This window comes from Eubacterium oxidoreducens, from assembly GCF_900104415.1.
In the GTDB taxonomy this organism is placed as follows: Bacteria; Bacillota; Clostridia; order Lachnospirales; family Lachnospiraceae; genus Eubacterium_C; species Eubacterium_C oxidoreducens.
The window spans coordinates 176,949-192,247 of sequence record NZ_FMXR01000004.1 but is presented as its reverse complement, the minus strand read 5'-3'; the positions used below and the strand labels follow the sequence as shown (position 1 = coordinate 192,247).

14 protein-coding genes and 1 pseudogene are annotated in these 15,299 nt (G+C 37.3%); 1 reads left to right on the top strand and 14 read right to left on the bottom strand.

The genetic code is table 11. The features are described 5' to 3' along the window. Positions 1–2: 2 nt before the first annotated feature. The 8 genes from BLS20_RS00920 to BLS20_RS00885 are packed head-to-tail and all read right to left on the bottom strand — an operon-like array spanning position 3 to position 7,098. Positions 3–1,343: a phenylacetate--CoA ligase family protein gene (locus BLS20_RS00920; RefSeq protein ID WP_090171105.1), complete on the bottom strand. Its 1,341-nt coding sequence runs from the start codon at positions 1,341–1,343 to the stop codon at positions 3–5. Between the two features lie 11 nt (positions 1,344–1,354). After that, positions 1,355–2,245 (bottom strand): thiamine pyrophosphate-dependent enzyme, encoded by an 891-nt coding sequence (locus BLS20_RS00915; protein ID WP_090171102.1) that lies wholly within the window; start codon positions 2,243–2,245, stop codon positions 1,355–1,357. Next, positions 2,235–3,407: a transketolase C-terminal domain-containing protein gene (locus BLS20_RS00910; protein ID WP_090171099.1), complete on the bottom strand. Its 1,173-nt coding sequence runs from the start codon at positions 3,405–3,407 to the stop codon at positions 2,235–2,237. The genes BLS20_RS00915 and BLS20_RS00910 overlap by 11 nt, the downstream gene beginning before the upstream one ends. Beyond that, positions 3,407–3,697, bottom strand: a complete 291-nt coding sequence (locus tag BLS20_RS00905) for a 4Fe-4S binding protein (protein WP_090171096.1) — start codon at positions 3,695–3,697, stop codon at positions 3,407–3,409. Before BLS20_RS00905 ends, BLS20_RS00910 begins: the two co-directional genes overlap by 1 nt. Further along, positions 3,694–4,230 (bottom strand): 2-oxoacid:acceptor oxidoreductase family protein, encoded by a 537-nt coding sequence (locus BLS20_RS00900; RefSeq protein ID WP_090171076.1) that lies wholly within the window; start codon positions 4,228–4,230, stop codon positions 3,694–3,696. Before BLS20_RS00900 ends, BLS20_RS00905 begins: the two co-directional genes overlap by 4 nt. Before the next feature lie 9 nt (positions 4,231–4,239). Beyond that, positions 4,240–5,160, bottom strand: a complete 921-nt coding sequence (locus tag BLS20_RS00895; protein WP_090171074.1) for an ABC transporter permease — start codon at positions 5,158–5,160, stop codon at positions 4,240–4,242. Continuing rightward, the gene (locus BLS20_RS00890; protein WP_090171071.1) at positions 5,160–5,972 is read right to left on the bottom strand and encodes an ABC transporter ATP-binding protein; all 813 of its coding nucleotides are present in this window, start codon (positions 5,970–5,972) and stop codon (positions 5,160–5,162) included. The genes BLS20_RS00895 and BLS20_RS00890 overlap by 1 nt, the downstream gene beginning before the upstream one ends. A gap of 34 nt (positions 5,973–6,006) precedes the next feature. Next, positions 6,007–7,098 (bottom strand): ABC transporter substrate-binding protein, encoded by a 1,092-nt coding sequence (locus tag BLS20_RS00885; protein WP_090171068.1) that lies wholly within the window; start codon positions 7,096–7,098, stop codon positions 6,007–6,009. Between the two features lie 502 nt (positions 7,099–7,600). Between BLS20_RS00885 and BLS20_RS00880 the strand changes: the two genes are divergently transcribed. Beyond that, positions 7,601–8,038, top strand: coding sequence for an RrF2 family transcriptional regulator (locus BLS20_RS00880; RefSeq protein ID WP_090171065.1), 438 nt, complete (start codon positions 7,601–7,603; stop codon positions 8,036–8,038). Between the two features lie 179 nt (positions 8,039–8,217). On the opposite strand, the gene BLS20_RS00875 is transcribed toward BLS20_RS00880, so the two are convergent. From BLS20_RS00875 to BLS20_RS00855, 6 genes and pseudogenes are all read right to left on the bottom strand, one after another. Next, positions 8,218–9,129: a PLP-dependent cysteine synthase family protein gene (locus BLS20_RS00875; protein ID WP_090171063.1), complete on the bottom strand. Its 912-nt coding sequence runs from the start codon at positions 9,127–9,129 to the stop codon at positions 8,218–8,220. After that, positions 9,129–10,289 carry a trans-sulfuration enzyme family protein gene (locus tag BLS20_RS00870; protein WP_090171060.1) on the bottom strand — a complete coding sequence of 387 codons (1,161 nt, stop codon included), beginning with the start codon at positions 10,287–10,289 and terminating at the stop codon, positions 9,129–9,131. The genes BLS20_RS00875 and BLS20_RS00870 overlap by 1 nt, the downstream gene beginning before the upstream one ends. Before the next feature lie 127 nt (positions 10,290–10,416). Next, on the bottom strand, positions 10,417–11,604 hold the full coding sequence (metK, locus tag BLS20_RS13860; RefSeq protein ID WP_242870505.1) for a methionine adenosyltransferase: 1,188 nt from the start codon (positions 11,602–11,604) through the stop codon (positions 10,417–10,419). Positions 11,605–11,691: 87 nt separating this feature from the next. Continuing rightward, positions 11,692–12,516: pseudogene (locus BLS20_RS13855) on the bottom strand (class I SAM-dependent methyltransferase); the annotation flags it as partial. 336 nt (positions 12,517–12,852) lie between these two features. Then, the gene (gene cysK, locus BLS20_RS00860) at positions 12,853–13,782 is read right to left on the bottom strand and encodes a cysteine synthase A (RefSeq protein WP_090171054.1); all 930 of its coding nucleotides are present in this window, start codon (positions 13,780–13,782) and stop codon (positions 12,853–12,855) included. 110 nt (positions 13,783–13,892) lie between these two features. Continuing rightward, positions 13,893–15,281, bottom strand: a complete 1,389-nt coding sequence (locus BLS20_RS00855) for a glutamate--cysteine ligase family protein (protein WP_090171051.1) — start codon at positions 15,279–15,281, stop codon at positions 13,893–13,895. Positions 15,282–15,299: the final 18 nt, after the last annotated feature.

Below are 15,299 nucleotides of genomic sequence, written 5' to 3'. Positions count from 1 at the left end.
TACTAAATAATATAATCTAACTTACGTTCATCAATGATACGTTTTGATTTATGTTCACTACGTGTATCAAGTCCTCCATCAGGATGAACTACTACCTTGTATGGTTTAACACCAATACGTCCCTTAAGAGCTGCAGAAACAAGTTCTGAAACTTCCTTATCACTTGCAGGGTTATCAGCATTCTTCTCAATTTCAACTGAATACTTGCATGTGAAATCTTTTTCAAATACACGAATTAAATATTCACCTGTAATACCTGAAATTTCACGGATAACCGCTTCAATATCACTAGGGAAAACATTAACTGCAGAAACAATAAACATATCATCCTTACGACCGTTGATATGAATTCTTCCGTGAGTTCTTCCGCATGAGCAAGGAGTATTATCAATCCATCCGATATCACCTGTACGGAAACGAATTAATGGACGGGCATGCTTTCTAAGTGTAGTAAATACAAGTTCACCAACTTCACCCGGCTTTAATACTTCTCCTGTATGAAGATCAACTGTCTCAACGAGAATATGATTTTCCGCAATGTGAAGACCATCTTTTGCTTCACACATAGCAGCACAAGCACCAAAAATGTCTGAAAGTCCATAGAAATCGTATACTTCTGCTCCCCAAAGATCTTCAATAGATTTTCTTGTTGCATCAATTGAACCACCAAGTTCACCGGCAACAATAATCTTCTTAATATTAAGATCCTTCTTAGGATCAATTCCGCTCTTAAGAGCCTTTTCACCGAGCTGCCAAGCGTATGATGGACTAGTCCAGATTACTGTTGGCTGGTATGTTTTCAATACAAAGAGCAATCTTTCACTTGGAAGTGTTCCACCCCAAATACTAAGTGCTCCAAGATTTTGTGCACCGATTACGTCAGGTCCACCAACATACAATGAGAAGTTAAGCGCATGAACATAACGATCATTAGGACGCATACCTACCTGCCAGAACCAACGACTCTCTGTATCCTGGAACTCATCAAAATCCTTCTTAGTAAACGGACTCATAGTTGGTACTCCGGTTGATCCTGAAGAAGTAGATATAAATACAACATCTTCTTCCGGTACAGCTGCAAGTTCTCCAAGGAATGAGCCTACACCCTGTGTATCTCTCTGTGTCTTCTTATCGATAAATGGAAATTTCTGAATATCTTCCAATGTCTGAATATCTTCCGGTTTCACATCTGCTTCATCAAATGAACGCTTATAATATGGTGCGTTTTCATATGCGAATTTTACAATTTCCTTAAGATCTTCAAGCTGTCTTTTTTCCAACTCCTCACGAGGGAGTGTTTCAAGTTCTTCATCCCAATACTTGTTGTTTACATCTCTGCTCATTTTAAAGCCTCCTAAATATTAAAATTTTTATTAATGAAATCCCATTTTGAATCGCGGGATTGTATTATTGTTTCTACGTCATCATCATTAAGATGACGAAATCTGCTTTGCTTTTTTAAATACTCTGCCACATCAGTAAATTCCTTTGGCTTATGGTTTAATTTAAACTCTCCGTTTTCATATTCAGCGAGATACCATAATCCACAATCTACGCCTTCTTTGGCTATACTTACTGTTTCATCTGTGGCCGTGCCCCATCCTGTAGGACATGGTGCTATAATATGAATATATTTGGTTCCCTTAATTTTTGAAGCTTTCTCAACCTTTTTCATAAAGTCATCCAAATATCCTATGCTCGCGGTTGCAGCATATGGTATTCCATGTGCAGCAACAATCTCAAACATATTTTTTTTAGGTCTTAAATTACCACGAATATTCTTTCCTGCCGGAGTTGTAGTCGTTTTTGCACCAAATGGTGTGAGCGAACTCTTCTGTATGCCTGTATTCATATACGCCTCATTGTCGTAGCAAATGTAAAGAATATCATCATTTCTATCTATCGCTCCTGACAAAGACTGTATTCCTATATCTGCTGTACCTCCGTCACCTGCAAACCCAACAGCCTGAAAGTTGTCAATACCCTGCGCTCTAAGTCCGGCTTCTATTCCGGTAAGCATTGAAGCTGTACCAGCAAATGTAGAAATAATTGCATTGTTGCCAAAACACAGTTGTGGAAAATTAAATCCTACTGCTGACATACAACCTGCCGGAAGAACTGCAACTGAGCGTTCACCAAGAACCTTTAATGCTATTCTTACAGCAAGACTTCCACCACAACCGGCACATGCCTTATGACCATAGAAAAATTCATCTTCATTCAACGTTCTTGCATTAATGCTCATCTGCATCACCTCCGATTCCGATAAACTGTACTTTTGTCTGCTCTTTTTCAAGTTCCTCAAATATTGTCTCTATCTCATCGGCTGGAATGTCTCTGCCACCTAGTCCTCCAATATAATTTGAAGCCGGAATGGAAATATTTGCCTTATGCAGTGCTGAATTAACATTTGTATATACCGTACCCTCATTACCAAAGGAAATATCCTTCTCAAGTACTGCAACTGCCCTTGCATTTTTTACTGCATTTGCAATTTCTTCGTTAGGGAACGGACGAATATATCTAAGTTTTAATAAACCTACCTTTTTTCCTTGATCCCTTAACTTATCTACTGTCTCTTTTACAAGTCCTGCGATACTACCAAGAGTTATCAAAATATAATCTGCATCCTCTGTTCGATATTCCTCCACAAGTCCTGTGTACTGTCTGCCAAATATTTCAGCAAATTTCTGTTCTGCCTCATCTATTACTTTTTTCGCATTTAGCATTCCGATATGCTCTTTATACTTGAATTCTGTATTCAGAGCAGGTCCGGCAGTAAATGCGAGATTTTTTGGAGCATCAAAATCTAATTTATTATCTGTCTCATATTTTGGAAGAAAAGCATCTGCCTGTTCATTTGTTGGCACATCAACCACTTCGTAAGTATGGGTTAGCACAAACCCATCGAGATTTGCCATAAACGGTGTAGCCACATCCTTATGTTCAGCAATGTAGTAACTCATAAGAGCCATATCCAATGCCTCCTGCGCATTTTCTGCATAGGCCTGAATCCATCCTGAATCCAACTGTGAAATAGAATCTCTTTGATCGCCGTATATATTCCAAGGCAACGCCGTTGAACGACAGGCATTCATCATAACGATTGGGAAACGTCCTCCTGATGTATACAGAAGACACTCAGCCATATAAAGCAGTCCCTGCGATGATGTTGCGGTAAAAGCTCTTGCTCCAACCGATGAAGCACCCATTGCACATGACAACGCTGAATGTTCAGACTCCACATGTATAAATTCCGCATTTAAGCTTCCATCTTCTACCATTTCAGATAGTTTTTCAACCACAATTGTCTGTGGAGTAATAGGATATGCTGAAATGACCTGAGGTTTTGCTAAGCGGATACCGTATGCAAAAGCTTCATTGCCTGATAAAAACTGCTTTGCCATTACTTTTCTACCTCCATTTCAATTGCTCCAAACTTACATATCTTTTTACAAATTCCACATCCCTTGCAGAAATCGTAGTCAATGTCAACTTTTCCGTCTTTTTTATAAATAACTCCGTCGGGACAATGCAAATAGCATTGTAAACATCCGACACATTTTTCCGAATCTATAACCGGACAAACATTACGCCAACCGGCATTTTTTGTTACCAGATATCCTGCTTCATAGGCGGTTGAATCCGGAATATCTTTCAGAGTACTTGGTACTTTTTCTCTTAGATATGGTTTCATTCGCCCACCTCCTCAGCTACTGAATCAGCTGCAGCCTCTGCTGCCGCAATATTCTTTTCTCTAAGCTTAGCAGGCATATACTGCCTGATTGACTCTGCTATATTCTCAAGCGATATTCCTTCAAATACAGCCGCAAAAGCCCCCAACATAATTGTGTTGGTAATTGGTAATTTTAATATTTCTGTGGCTATTGCATCGCCATCTATTGTAATTACACGTTCATCATCTATACTACTTTTTGTATTTAACAATATTTTGCCACCATCTTTAATTTCTTCAAAAGCCTCATCAGAAAATAACGTGTCATCAAGAAAAATACTATAATCTGCTTTTGTAACTTCGCTCCGATTTCCAATCGGTTTATTTTCAAGCTTAGTAAAAGCTCTAATCGGAGCACCTCGTCTCTCAGGACCGAAGGATGGAAATGCAAGCGCATAGTTTTCTCCCTCTTTTAACGCATATGCGGCACCAAGTAGCTTTGCTGCTGTAAATGCACCCTGGCCACCTCTGCCATGCCATAATATTTCTGTCATACTTTCCTCCTATCGCTTCCAACGTAATAAATATCTTTGTAACCTATTAAACAGGAACGAAATTACTACAACCACAACACCGATTACCAAAAGTCCGACAATCGTACGCGTATAGTCTCCGAAATCCGAATACTGCTTAACATAGTAACCAAGTCCATCTTGTGCACCTATCATTTCTGCTGAAGTCAGCAATATAAACGAAACACTCAGGCCCTGATTGCATCCTATAAATATCTGTGGAAGAGAGGCCGGTAAAATTACCGAAAAGAGCATTGTGAATTTATTTACATTCAGTACTTTGGCTGAATCAATAACTTTCTGTTCAACATTCAAAACTCCACTCATAGTTCCAGCAAAAACCGGCCAAAAGGTTGCAAGAAATATTACAAATACTGATACCGAACGGAATGTTGGTAATAAAGCAATTCCATAAGGTATGTAAACTATTGGTGGGATTGAGCCTAAAAATTTGGAAATATATGTTGCGGCATTTCCAAGTCTGGTGCTCCATCCAAGAAATAATCCGAGTATGATTGCAATTACTGCTGCAAATATATAACCCTGGATAACAATCCCCACCGAACTTTTTATGTTAATAACTATTTTGTCAATATCTTCTATAAACTGCGCAAACACACTCCCCGGAGGTGGAAACAAAGACTGTTTCAGTAAATCCAATTTTGCCGTTGCAAGTGTCCATAATATCAGGAAGACAAACAGAAAACCGATAATATCTAAAAATAAATTAAGACCTTCCTGTTTTTTTATAAGTGCTGATACTATGAGTACTATTGCTTCCACAACAATTGCAAATGTAATCACATATGAAATCTGAGAATCTTTTTCGATTTTGTCCGGAAGAAACTGAATCGCAATTAATATTAGGAACAAGAGATTTGCAACTCTCAAATATCTCGTTTTAAGTGTCATTACAATACCACCTCGTTTCCACCAATTTTATTTACAATATCACTGTAGAACATTGCGAGCAGCTCATTTCTGAATGCACCGTATTCCTTTGTCTGCACTAGCTTTGCGCGATTTCTCGGACGTTCGAACGGAACCTTTATTTCCTTATATACACGTCCCGGGTTGGTAGACATCATAACAATACGATCAGATAAAAGTATAGCCTCATCAATATCGTGGGTAACAAATACAACTGTCTTTTTCTCCTGCTTTCCATCACCCTCCCAAAGCTTAAGTAATAACTCTTGCAGAATAGTGCGGTTTTTTGCATCAATTGCGCCAAACGGTTCATCCATAAGAAGAATCTCCGTATTCATTGCAAGCGCTCTGGCAATCGCAACTCGTTGCTGCATACCTCCTGAGAGTTGTCCCGGATATTTGTTTTTAAAATTTTCAAGACCTACCTTATTAAGAAACTCGTCAGCGATTTTTAATCTTTCCTCTTTGGTTGAGTTCTTTTTTACCTGTTTAACTCCGAATGCAACGTTTTTTCTCGCTGTCATCCATGGAAAGAGAGAATAATGTTGAAATACAACTCCACGATCAGTGCCTGTTCCGCGAACTTGTTCACCATCAATCGAAATAGTTCCGGATGTTGGGAATTTGATACCTTCTAACATACTAAGAAGAGTACTTTTTCCACAACCGCTTGAACCAATCAAACTGACAAATTCACCTGAATCTACTGAGAAAGACACATCTTTAAGTGCTGTAAAGTGACTATTCTTTTCCTTGTAATCCACTGTTAAGTTTTGTATCTCTATCTTGCTCACAATAGTTCACCTCTATCAAATAATAATAAGTAAATTATTCGTACTGATTAAAATGATCCTGTAATTCCTTATATACTGCATCATCCGGATTTTCAGAAATCAAGCTATCTAATGCATTTTTGTAAATATCTGTGTTGTAAAGCTTATCTATATCATAATCTTCTGTATATCCAAGCTCTACGATAGTATCCTTTAACGTAACTGTTGCCTGTTTGTCAGGATCCGGACTTGAAACTGAATAACCACCATAAACCTCTGTCTTTATATAATCTTCTTCAATGTCAATATACTTTTTAACGTCAGCAATAGTTCCTTCCTGATTTTCCTGAGAGAATTTGTATGCCTTAATAAGCGCTCTTTCAAATGCATTATATGAGTTTGGATTTTCGCTTAAAGCTGAAGTTGTAGCAACCTGACGGCAGCAAGGCTGGTTCTTAAGTGCTTCTTCCTCTGAGCAGTAATATACAACCTCATATCCCTGTCCTTTTGCAAGAGAAGCATATGGTGAATATACTGAAGCAGCATCAATAGTATCATTCTGTAAAGCTGCATAAGCATCTTTTTGACTCTCAAAATAAATTATATTTACTTTGTCATCTCCTTCACCGATTTCTATGTTTGCATCTTTAAGTAAAATCTGAAGTTCTGCATCCTGAACGCTATTTTTAACAGATGCAACATTTCTTCCTTTAAGAATTGTAATATCCCAATCCGATAAACCTTCTGTATATTCAGATTTAATTACATATCCGTGTCCATTTGTCATCGCACCACCAAATATGGTAAGATCATGTCCCTGACTCTGGAATGTAAGCGCCGGAACTGATCCGATGAATGCCACATCCAATTTTCCTGATTCCAAACCGGATGAAAGCTCTGTAGCATTTGAGAACTGTGTAAGTGTTACGTTAATTCCTTCTTCCTCAAAGTAACCTTCCTCTTTAGCTACAAACGCCAAAAGATGTGCTGTTGAGTTAAGATATCCAAGATTAAATTCAGTTTTTTCAAGATTTGAATTTGCTTCTTGGGCTTCATTGTTTGAATTATTCTGCTCATCATTAGAGCATGCTGTAAATGTAAGTAATAAAGTTACGGCAAGAATGCCGGCAATTATTTTTTTTCTCATTTTATTTTACCTTGTGATGTATTATCACAATTCCTTTCTTAATTTTAGACAAAAAAACAGAAGCCATACATACAGGCTCCCGAAGACTGTTGTTCATTAAACTTATTGCTAGTCATGATTTTAAAAATCACATTCGGGACATAATGCAACATCGTATGGTACAACAGTTCTTGGGACGCATCATACACATACACGTACACATATTTTCTTTTCTGATATTGATATTGATATTTGTCATGGTAAGCACCCCCCTTTCTGTATTTTCTAAATGCATTTTACATTATAATTTCGTTTTTGCCTAATATCCTATATGTATACTGGGTAATAAGTTAAGCCTATTACACTTATCTAATATCCAATATTTGTGGATTATATTAAAAAAAGTCTTATCATGCGTTACCACGATTAGACTTTTGCCTTGTTCATGTGCTTCATTATTGCTCATTCTTGAAAACCTGCTCTCTATGTGTTATTATAGCGATACTAAAATGAGGTGATTAAATTGCTGATTTCCACTAAAGGACGTTATGCTCTACGTATGCTGATTGATTTGGCCGAACATCAAAACTGCGGTTTTGTTGCATTAAAGGATATTGCAAAGCGTCAAAATATTTCAAAAAAATATTTAGAGCAGATAATTCCTGTTTTCAATAAATCTAATATGCTCAAAACAACCCGTGGTTCACAAGGCGGATATATGCTTGCAAAATCCCCTAGCCAATACACTGTCGGTGATATTCTTCGCCTTACGGAAGGAGCCCTTGTTCCGGTTGATTGTCTCAACCACGAACCAAATGGATGTGAGCTGAGCGCTGAATGTGCAACACTTCCAATCTGGCAAGGACTTAACGACGTTATTAACGAATATCTTGACGGAATTACATTACAGGATATTCTTGATCGCCAGAACGAACAAAATATATATAATTATATAATTTAACTCAGTCGGAGCTTGTACCCCGACTGAGTTAAACGCTCCGCGAGGATGCACACGGATTCGGACAGGAATTTGTCTGCTGAAGCAGACCCGAATCCGGCGCGCAAGACTCGCGAGCGAGTCTTGACTTTTAAAAAGCAGGCTTAGCGTTCCTGCTTTTTTTGCATGTTACGGACACTTTATCATTGATATAAATTTTTACTGAAATAACGCTCTCCGCGATCAGGAAGAATAATTACAATATTGCCTCTTACTCCTGAATCAATTAATTTTTTTGCTGCAGCAAATGCTGCACCTGACGATGAACCGGCAAAAATACCTTCTTTTACAGCCAACTCTCTGGCACCCGAAAATGCATCATCATCATTAATTTTTACCACATCATCCACAAGTGACATATCCATTGTATCAGCAATAAAGTCATTTCCAATTCCTTCAATATTATAATCACCATGTTCGCCGCCACCCATTGTAGAGCCAATCGGATCGGCAAGAATGCCTTTAATATTCGGATTTTGTTCCTTAAGATAACGAGCAACTCCCGTGTATGTACCACCGCTACCGGCACCTGCTACAAAGTAATCAATTTTGCCTTCTAAATCTCTATAAATTTCAGGACCTGTTGTCTCATAGTGTGCAAGAGGATTTGATTGATTTTTAAATTGTTCTAAACTAACCGCACCCGGAATTGATTCTCTTAGTTCCTCAGCCTTTTTCGTTGCTCCAAGCATTCCTTCTTCACATGGTGTATTTATGATTTCTGCCCCTAACGCACGCATAAGAGTCTGCTTTTCTTCCGAAAATTTAGTTGGGACAACAAATATTACTCTATATCCTTTATTGAGTGCAGCAAACGCAATTCCAAGTCCTGTGTTTCCTGCAGTACCTTCCACAATAGTGCCACCCTGCTTTAAAGTTCCCTTTTTTTCTGCATCGGCTATCATATATTTTCCAATACGATCCTTTACACTTCCTGCCGGATTATACAATTCAAGTTTGGCATAAATTGCCGTTCCATCAGGTATACCTACATGATTAAGTTTTACAAGAGGGGTTTCTCCAATCAGCTCCTGCATTGATTCATAATAACCCATTATCTTTCCTCGCTTTCTCCTATTGCCTGTTCGAGATCTTCAATAAGATCATCTATATTTTCAATACCTATTGATAAACGAATCAGTCCATCTGTTATTCCAACCTTTTGTCTTACCTCATATGGAATTGAAGCATGTGTCATGCTTGCAGGATGACATGCAAGACTCTCAACACCACCAAGACTTTCTGCAAGTGCTATAAGATTCAGTGCTGAGAAAAACTTTGCAATGTCGTAATTCTCATAAAGTTCAAAAGAAATCATTGCTCCACCGTTTTTTGCCTGCTTTTTATTAATCTCATATCCCTGTGCATCAGGAAGTCCCGGATAATACACATTTTTTACTGCCTTATGATTCTTCAAATATGCTGCAACTTTTTCTGCATTTTCTACATGACGATCAAGACGAACACCTAATGTTTTAATACCTCGAATTAAAAGGAACGAATCAAAAGGACCAAGCACACCACCTGTAGAATTTTGAATAAATGCCAATCTGTCAGCAAGTTCATCATCATTAACTACCACTAAACCTGATACTACATCACTATGTCCTCCAAGATATTTTGTTGCACTGTGAATAACAATATCCACACCCAGTTCAATCGGGCGCTGCAAATATGGTGTCATAAAAGTATTATCCACAATTGAAAGAATGCCTTTTTTCTTTGCTATATCTGCAATTGCAGCTATATCAGTAACTGTAAGAAGAGGATTTGCAGGGCTTTCTATAAGAATTGCTTTTACATCCGATGTTATTTTGCTCTCTAAGGCTTCAGGATTAGTTGTATCTTCAATTGAATAACTAATGTTAAAATTATTGAATATCTTATCTAACACACGGAAGGTTCCTCCGTAGACATTGCTTGAAATGATTATCTTGTCGCCCGCTTTGAACAAACTCAATACTGCAGTAATTGCGGCCATCCCTGAACCAAAAGCAAATCCTGCTTTTCCACTTTCAAGTTCTGCAATAAGTGCCTCAAGTGCTGCTCTTGTAGGATTGCCTGTACGTGAATATTCCCATCCTGTATTTTCGCCAAGTCCTCTCTGCTCATAAGTTGAAGTCTGATATATTGGTACATTTACTGCACCTGTTTGTTTGTCTCCGTAAATTCCTCCATGAATAAGTGCTGATTCTATTTTTTTATATTTTGACATTTTAAATTCCTCCTAAACTATTAATTTATTCATATGACAGTTTGTTTTTTGTCCAAACTTTAAGAATATCCAGCATATCTTTTGCTGTTTTTTTTGCGCCTTCAAGATCATGTTCAAGATATTGTTTTCAACTGTAATTCTCCTTTACATACGATTTCAATTTGCCTCCTATATCTGTCTTTTCCCAAGGAAGATCAACATCTAATCTACCAAAATGTCCATAAGAAGCAGTCTGCGCATAAATAGGGTTTCTAAGTTTGAGGTTTCGTATTATAGCACCCGGTCTTAGATCAACATTTTTAATAACCGCATCCTGTAATATTTCATCAGAAACAATTCCCGTCCCAAATGAATTAACATTAACAGAAACCGGCGAAGCAACTCCAATAGCATAGGCAAGCTGGATTTCAACTTTTCTCGCAAGACCTGCAGACACAATATTTTTTGCAACGTATCTGGCTGCGTAAGCAGCACTTCTATCAACTTTTGTAGGATCTTTTCCTGAAAAAGCACCTCCTCCGTGACGTGCAGTTCCTCCATACGTATCTACAATAATCTTTCTTCCGGTAAGTCCACTATCTCCAACCGGACCTCCTATAACAAATCTTCCTGTAGGGTTAACAAGAATATTAATATCATCGTTAATCCATTCTTTAGGTATTACAGGATTTATTACCTCTCTGATAATATCTTCTCTGATTTGTTCCTGAGAAACATCCGGATCATGCTGCGTTGAAACAACAATTGTTTCAATTCCTACAGGAATTTCTTTTTCATATTTTACAGATACCTGTGTTTTTCCATCCGGACGAAGATATGAAAGAATTCCCTGTTCACGAACATCAGTAAGCCTTTTTGCAAGTCTGTGTGAAAGTGATGCTGCAAGTGGCATATATTCCTCTGTTTCATCGGTAGCATAACCAAACATCATTCCCTGATCTCCTGCTCCCAACTGGTTTTCTTCCTCTGTATCTCTTGTTTCCAATGCACTATTAACACCCTGTGCAATATCAGGCGATTGGCGGTCAAGTCGGAGTATGATTTCAGCAGTATCCGCATCAAATCCAAGCTCACTTCGGTCATATCCTATTTTCCTTATTGCATCTCTTACTACTTTTTCTGTGTCAATCTCTGCAGAGGATGATACTTCTCCTACAAGAATTACTGTGTTGTTTTTTGTGACTGTCTCAACTGCCACACGTGATGTTGGATCCTTTGAAAGATACGCGTCTAAAATTGAATCTGAAATAATATCGCTTACTTTATCAGGATGCCCTTTTGTTACTGATTCTGATGTAAAAATAACTGGTTTCATTTTTTCTTTCTCCTTTTTAACTGCTAATATAAAATGAATATTTTCAAAAGCCTTTTGTTCATCGGCTCTGTCTTCAAAAAAGTGTTGTTGTATTTTTCGTGGTGTTTGATGTGAGTCTGTCACAAATCCCTGTCTTCTAAGCGCCTGAATAACTTCCTGTACAGAGTATCCATGCTGCATCGGTTCTCCAAGCTTTGCCGTTATCTCAGAGAGCCTTCGAACACGTTCCACACCATCCTCACTAAAAGTCGTATCATCCGGAAAATCAAAAACTATTTTGCTTCCCTCGCATGACATCCGGCTGATTTTTTCAATAGTCTGCTCGAACACAGGAAGTGATAAATAATATGTAACACCGAGTATTGAAAAGAAAGACGGAACCTCAGGATTAAACCCTGACTTTTTAAGAACCTCTATCATGTCGTCCTTTGAAAAATCAATTGGAACATACTTCACATTTTTAGGGATATTCCATTCCAGCTGTCTGATGCGTTCTAGCTTGTATCTTCGCGTATCCGGATGATCCAATTCAAAAACATGAATATCTGAATTCTCATTTCTAAATGCAAATGTGTCCATACCTGCACCGCAAATTACATACTGACATTTTCCATATTGCTTGGAAAATCTTATTAGTTCCTGTTCCGCAAAAGCTATACGTGAAATTGGAATTGGAGATATATATTTGTTTAATTCAGGATAAACCATTTTTCTTGTAAAATTCTCCCTAGGGTCTATTTTCTTCACTTCATAATCATGTTCAATAAGTTGCCCTATTTCTTCGTACTCTTCCCTACCCATCATGTCATAAGCTAAATAGTCATCAAATATTTTTTGTCTTCCGTAATTGGAATGGTAAGCACGTGCAAAGGAACAAAGCTTTGCAGTTATACTTTCCTGTGTTTCTATCATATTAACCACCTCTCTAATGCACATCACCGAAACCACTACGCTTGTTTCGGAATTGTATCACGGTCGTCAAATGCACGAAAGCAAGCTTTCCGCATTTTCCTCGTCGTGTAAACAAAAAGACCCCACCTGCATCTCGAAATTTTCTTTAAAAATCCGATATCAGGTGGAGTCTTAACTCTCTTTTACTTCTGTTTTATGCGCAGAACAATTAGCCACCTGTATCGTTACAACAACACAGACAGCAACAGCATTTGTTTACATTATTCATTTTTACGTTAAATGTATTAATTGCCTTCACTGTTCCTTCTCATTTTTCTTTCATTTTTCTTTATTATATTATGCGGAAAACATCGGTGTTGAAAGATAACGCTCTCCTGTATCAGGCAAAAGCGCTACAATCACTTTACCTTTGTTCTCATTACGCTTAGCAAGCTCTGTCGCAGCATATACTGCAGCTCCTGAAGAAATTCCTACAAGCAATCCCTCATTTCTCGCTAAAGCTCTTCCTGTTTCAAATGCATCTTCATTTTCTACTGCAATTACTTCATCATATATCTCTGTATCCAATGTATCAGGTACAAATCCCGCGCCGATTCCCTGAATCTTATGAGGTCCCGGTGTTCCTTGTGAAAGTACAGGGGACCCTGCAGGTTCTACTGCTACAATCTTAATATTTGGATTCTTACTCTTTAAATATTCCCCGACACCTGAAACAGTACCACCTGTACCAACTCCGGCAACAAATATATCTACTTTACCATCAGTGTCTTCCCAAATCTCAGGTCCTGTTGTGTCACGATGTATCGCAGGATTAGCAGCATTTGTAAACTGACTTGGAATAAAACTATCCGGTGTTTCTGCAGCAAGTTCCTGTGCCTTTGCAATTGCACCTTTCATTCCTTTGGCACCCTCAGTTAAAACAAGCTCTGCTCCGTAAGCCTTTAACAAGTTACGACGCTCAACGCTCATTGTTTCAGGCATGGTAATGATAATTTTATATCCACGAGCAGCAGCCACCGCTGCAAGACCAATACCTGTGTTACCACTAGTTGGCTCAATTATAACAGAATCAGGTTTTAATACCCCCTTCGCCTCAGCATCATCAATCATTGCCTTTGCTATTCTGTCTTTAACACTTCCTGCCGGATTAAAATATTCCAGCTTACCATAAACGGTTGCCCCTAACTCATTCAGCTTGTTGTAATTAGTAAGCTTTAATAACGGGGTTCCACCGATTAAATCAGTAATTCTGTCATAAGTTTTCATGAATTTATTGCTCCTATCTAAAATATTTCAATCTATTAATAAGTATGACTAAACCTATTAAACTTATAGGTATTATAGGCTTTCATTTTCTTTTTGTCAATTCATCTTTCTTAAATTTTTGAATATTCATTAATTACATCCTCTATTTTGCTTCCGTTTTCAAGTAACTTAAGCATTTTTCTTCCGGGATTTGATCTGTTTCTAATTCTCTCATACAAAGGTTCCAAATACTTTTCTTCTCCAAACCCTCTCTCAATCAGTCCCTTCTTGGATAAATCAACAATTTCTTCTGCCAATTCATAGACCTTATCCTCATCTACAAAATATGGCAACTCCTTTTTAACAAGCAGCTTTCTTAATTCCGAAGCGTTATATCCATGGTGATAAATAGAATTATCATTATCCAATAATTCATTTAATTTATCCGCCTGCTTCATTAGTCCCAAATGAAAAGCCGCAACTAGCATACTATCATGAATTGGTTGACAACAAACACTTCGAAACTCAATCGTGCCCCTAAAGGTTAAATCCTCAAACTTAAAAGTTCTCAGATAATTGATATCTTCCAGTCTTGGTATAATTTTAATTTCTTTATATTTTTCTCCGTCAAAATACTCACCGATTACATATTCCTGAGCGAAATATTCAATAATATTAATTGGCTTGAAATTAATATATTTTTTATCTCTTTCTACACAATAAATACTTGTAGATTCAATATAAGCCTGCAAATCTTCAATACCTTTTAATTCACAGTCAAACATTCCTATATTATGCGGATTAATACCATGCATACTATTTTCCCAAAAGTAATCTCTGCAACACAGCAAATCCTCATTTTCACCCAAGAATACAGAATTTGAAAAAAGTAATGCATTGATAGGCTCTAATTTTGAAAACGCATTGATTGTTGTTATCAGATTATCATAATCTACATCAAGCTGCACTTGAGATGCACTTGAAAAGAGACCATAATTGGGATAATCATGAAAATGCATTGGCAAATCCAAATATTTTTTAAACGAATTTAGGTGATTAAATAGCATCCTATATCTTCCATTAGGGATAGGCTTATTTTGATTATAAATGCGATACGGATTTACTCCCATACCGCTTAATGTATAATTAAATTTTGAGAATTCATCCTGAATGTATTTATAGTATTTTTCAAATCTTGCATAAATTGTGTCTTTATCTTTTTCTCTTCCAAAAGACAATTCCAAATTATTGTAAGAACAATCATAAGATAAAATGTCTTTTGTAATTGGACTGATTGCAGAAATAATATTTCCTTCATCATCCAGTTCTTCAATCTCAAATCCAAAGTCGTCAATGAACTCTTTTGTAAATTTATGAATTATATCAAAATCAACTGCTTGTTTCTTAAGATTAATTATTGGCATCTCTATTTCAACTCCAATATAATCTTCTCTTTTTCTTTTAGTCGGTTCGATATACTTTTCATATAATTTCTGTTTTACCAATTCCTTTTGTATCATAATTACTCCATCCTGCGC

Coding starts and splice junctions, on each gene's coding strand:
- BLS20_RS00920 (WP_090171105.1), bottom strand. CDS start 1,343: ATGAGCAGAGATGTAAACAACAAGTATTGGGATGAAGAACTTGAAACA.
- BLS20_RS00915 (WP_090171102.1), bottom strand. CDS start 2,245: ATGAGCATTAATGCAAGAACGTTGAATGAAGATGAATTTTTCTATGGT.
- BLS20_RS00910 (WP_090171099.1), bottom strand. CDS start 3,407: ATGGCAAAGCAGTTTTTATCAGGCAATGAAGCTTTTGCATACGGTATC.
- BLS20_RS00905 (WP_090171096.1), bottom strand. CDS start 3,697: ATGAAACCATATCTAAGAGAAAAAGTACCAAGTACTCTGAAAGATATT.
- BLS20_RS00900 (WP_090171076.1), bottom strand. CDS start 4,230: ATGACAGAAATATTATGGCATGGCAGAGGTGGCCAGGGTGCATTTACA.
- BLS20_RS00895 (WP_090171074.1), bottom strand. CDS start 5,160: ATGACACTTAAAACGAGATATTTGAGAGTTGCAAATCTCTTGTTCCTA.
- BLS20_RS00885 (WP_090171068.1), bottom strand. CDS start 7,098: ATGAGAAAAAAAATAATTGCCGGCATTCTTGCCGTAACTTTATTACTT.
- BLS20_RS00875 (WP_090171063.1), bottom strand. CDS start 9,129: ATGGGTTATTATGAATCAATGCAGGAGCTGATTGGAGAAACCCCTCTT.
- BLS20_RS00870 (WP_090171060.1), bottom strand. CDS start 10,289: ATGTCAAAATATAAAAAAATAGAATCAGCACTTATTCATGGAGGAATT.
- metK (WP_242870505.1), bottom strand. CDS start 11,604: ATGAAACCAGTTATTTTTACATCAGAATCAGTAACAAAAGGGCATCCT.
- cysK (WP_090171054.1), bottom strand. CDS start 13,782: ATGAAAACTTATGACAGAATTACTGATTTAATCGGTGGAACCCCGTTA.
- BLS20_RS00855 (WP_090171051.1), bottom strand. CDS start 15,281: ATGATACAAAAGGAATTGGTAAAACAGAAATTATATGAAAAGTATATC.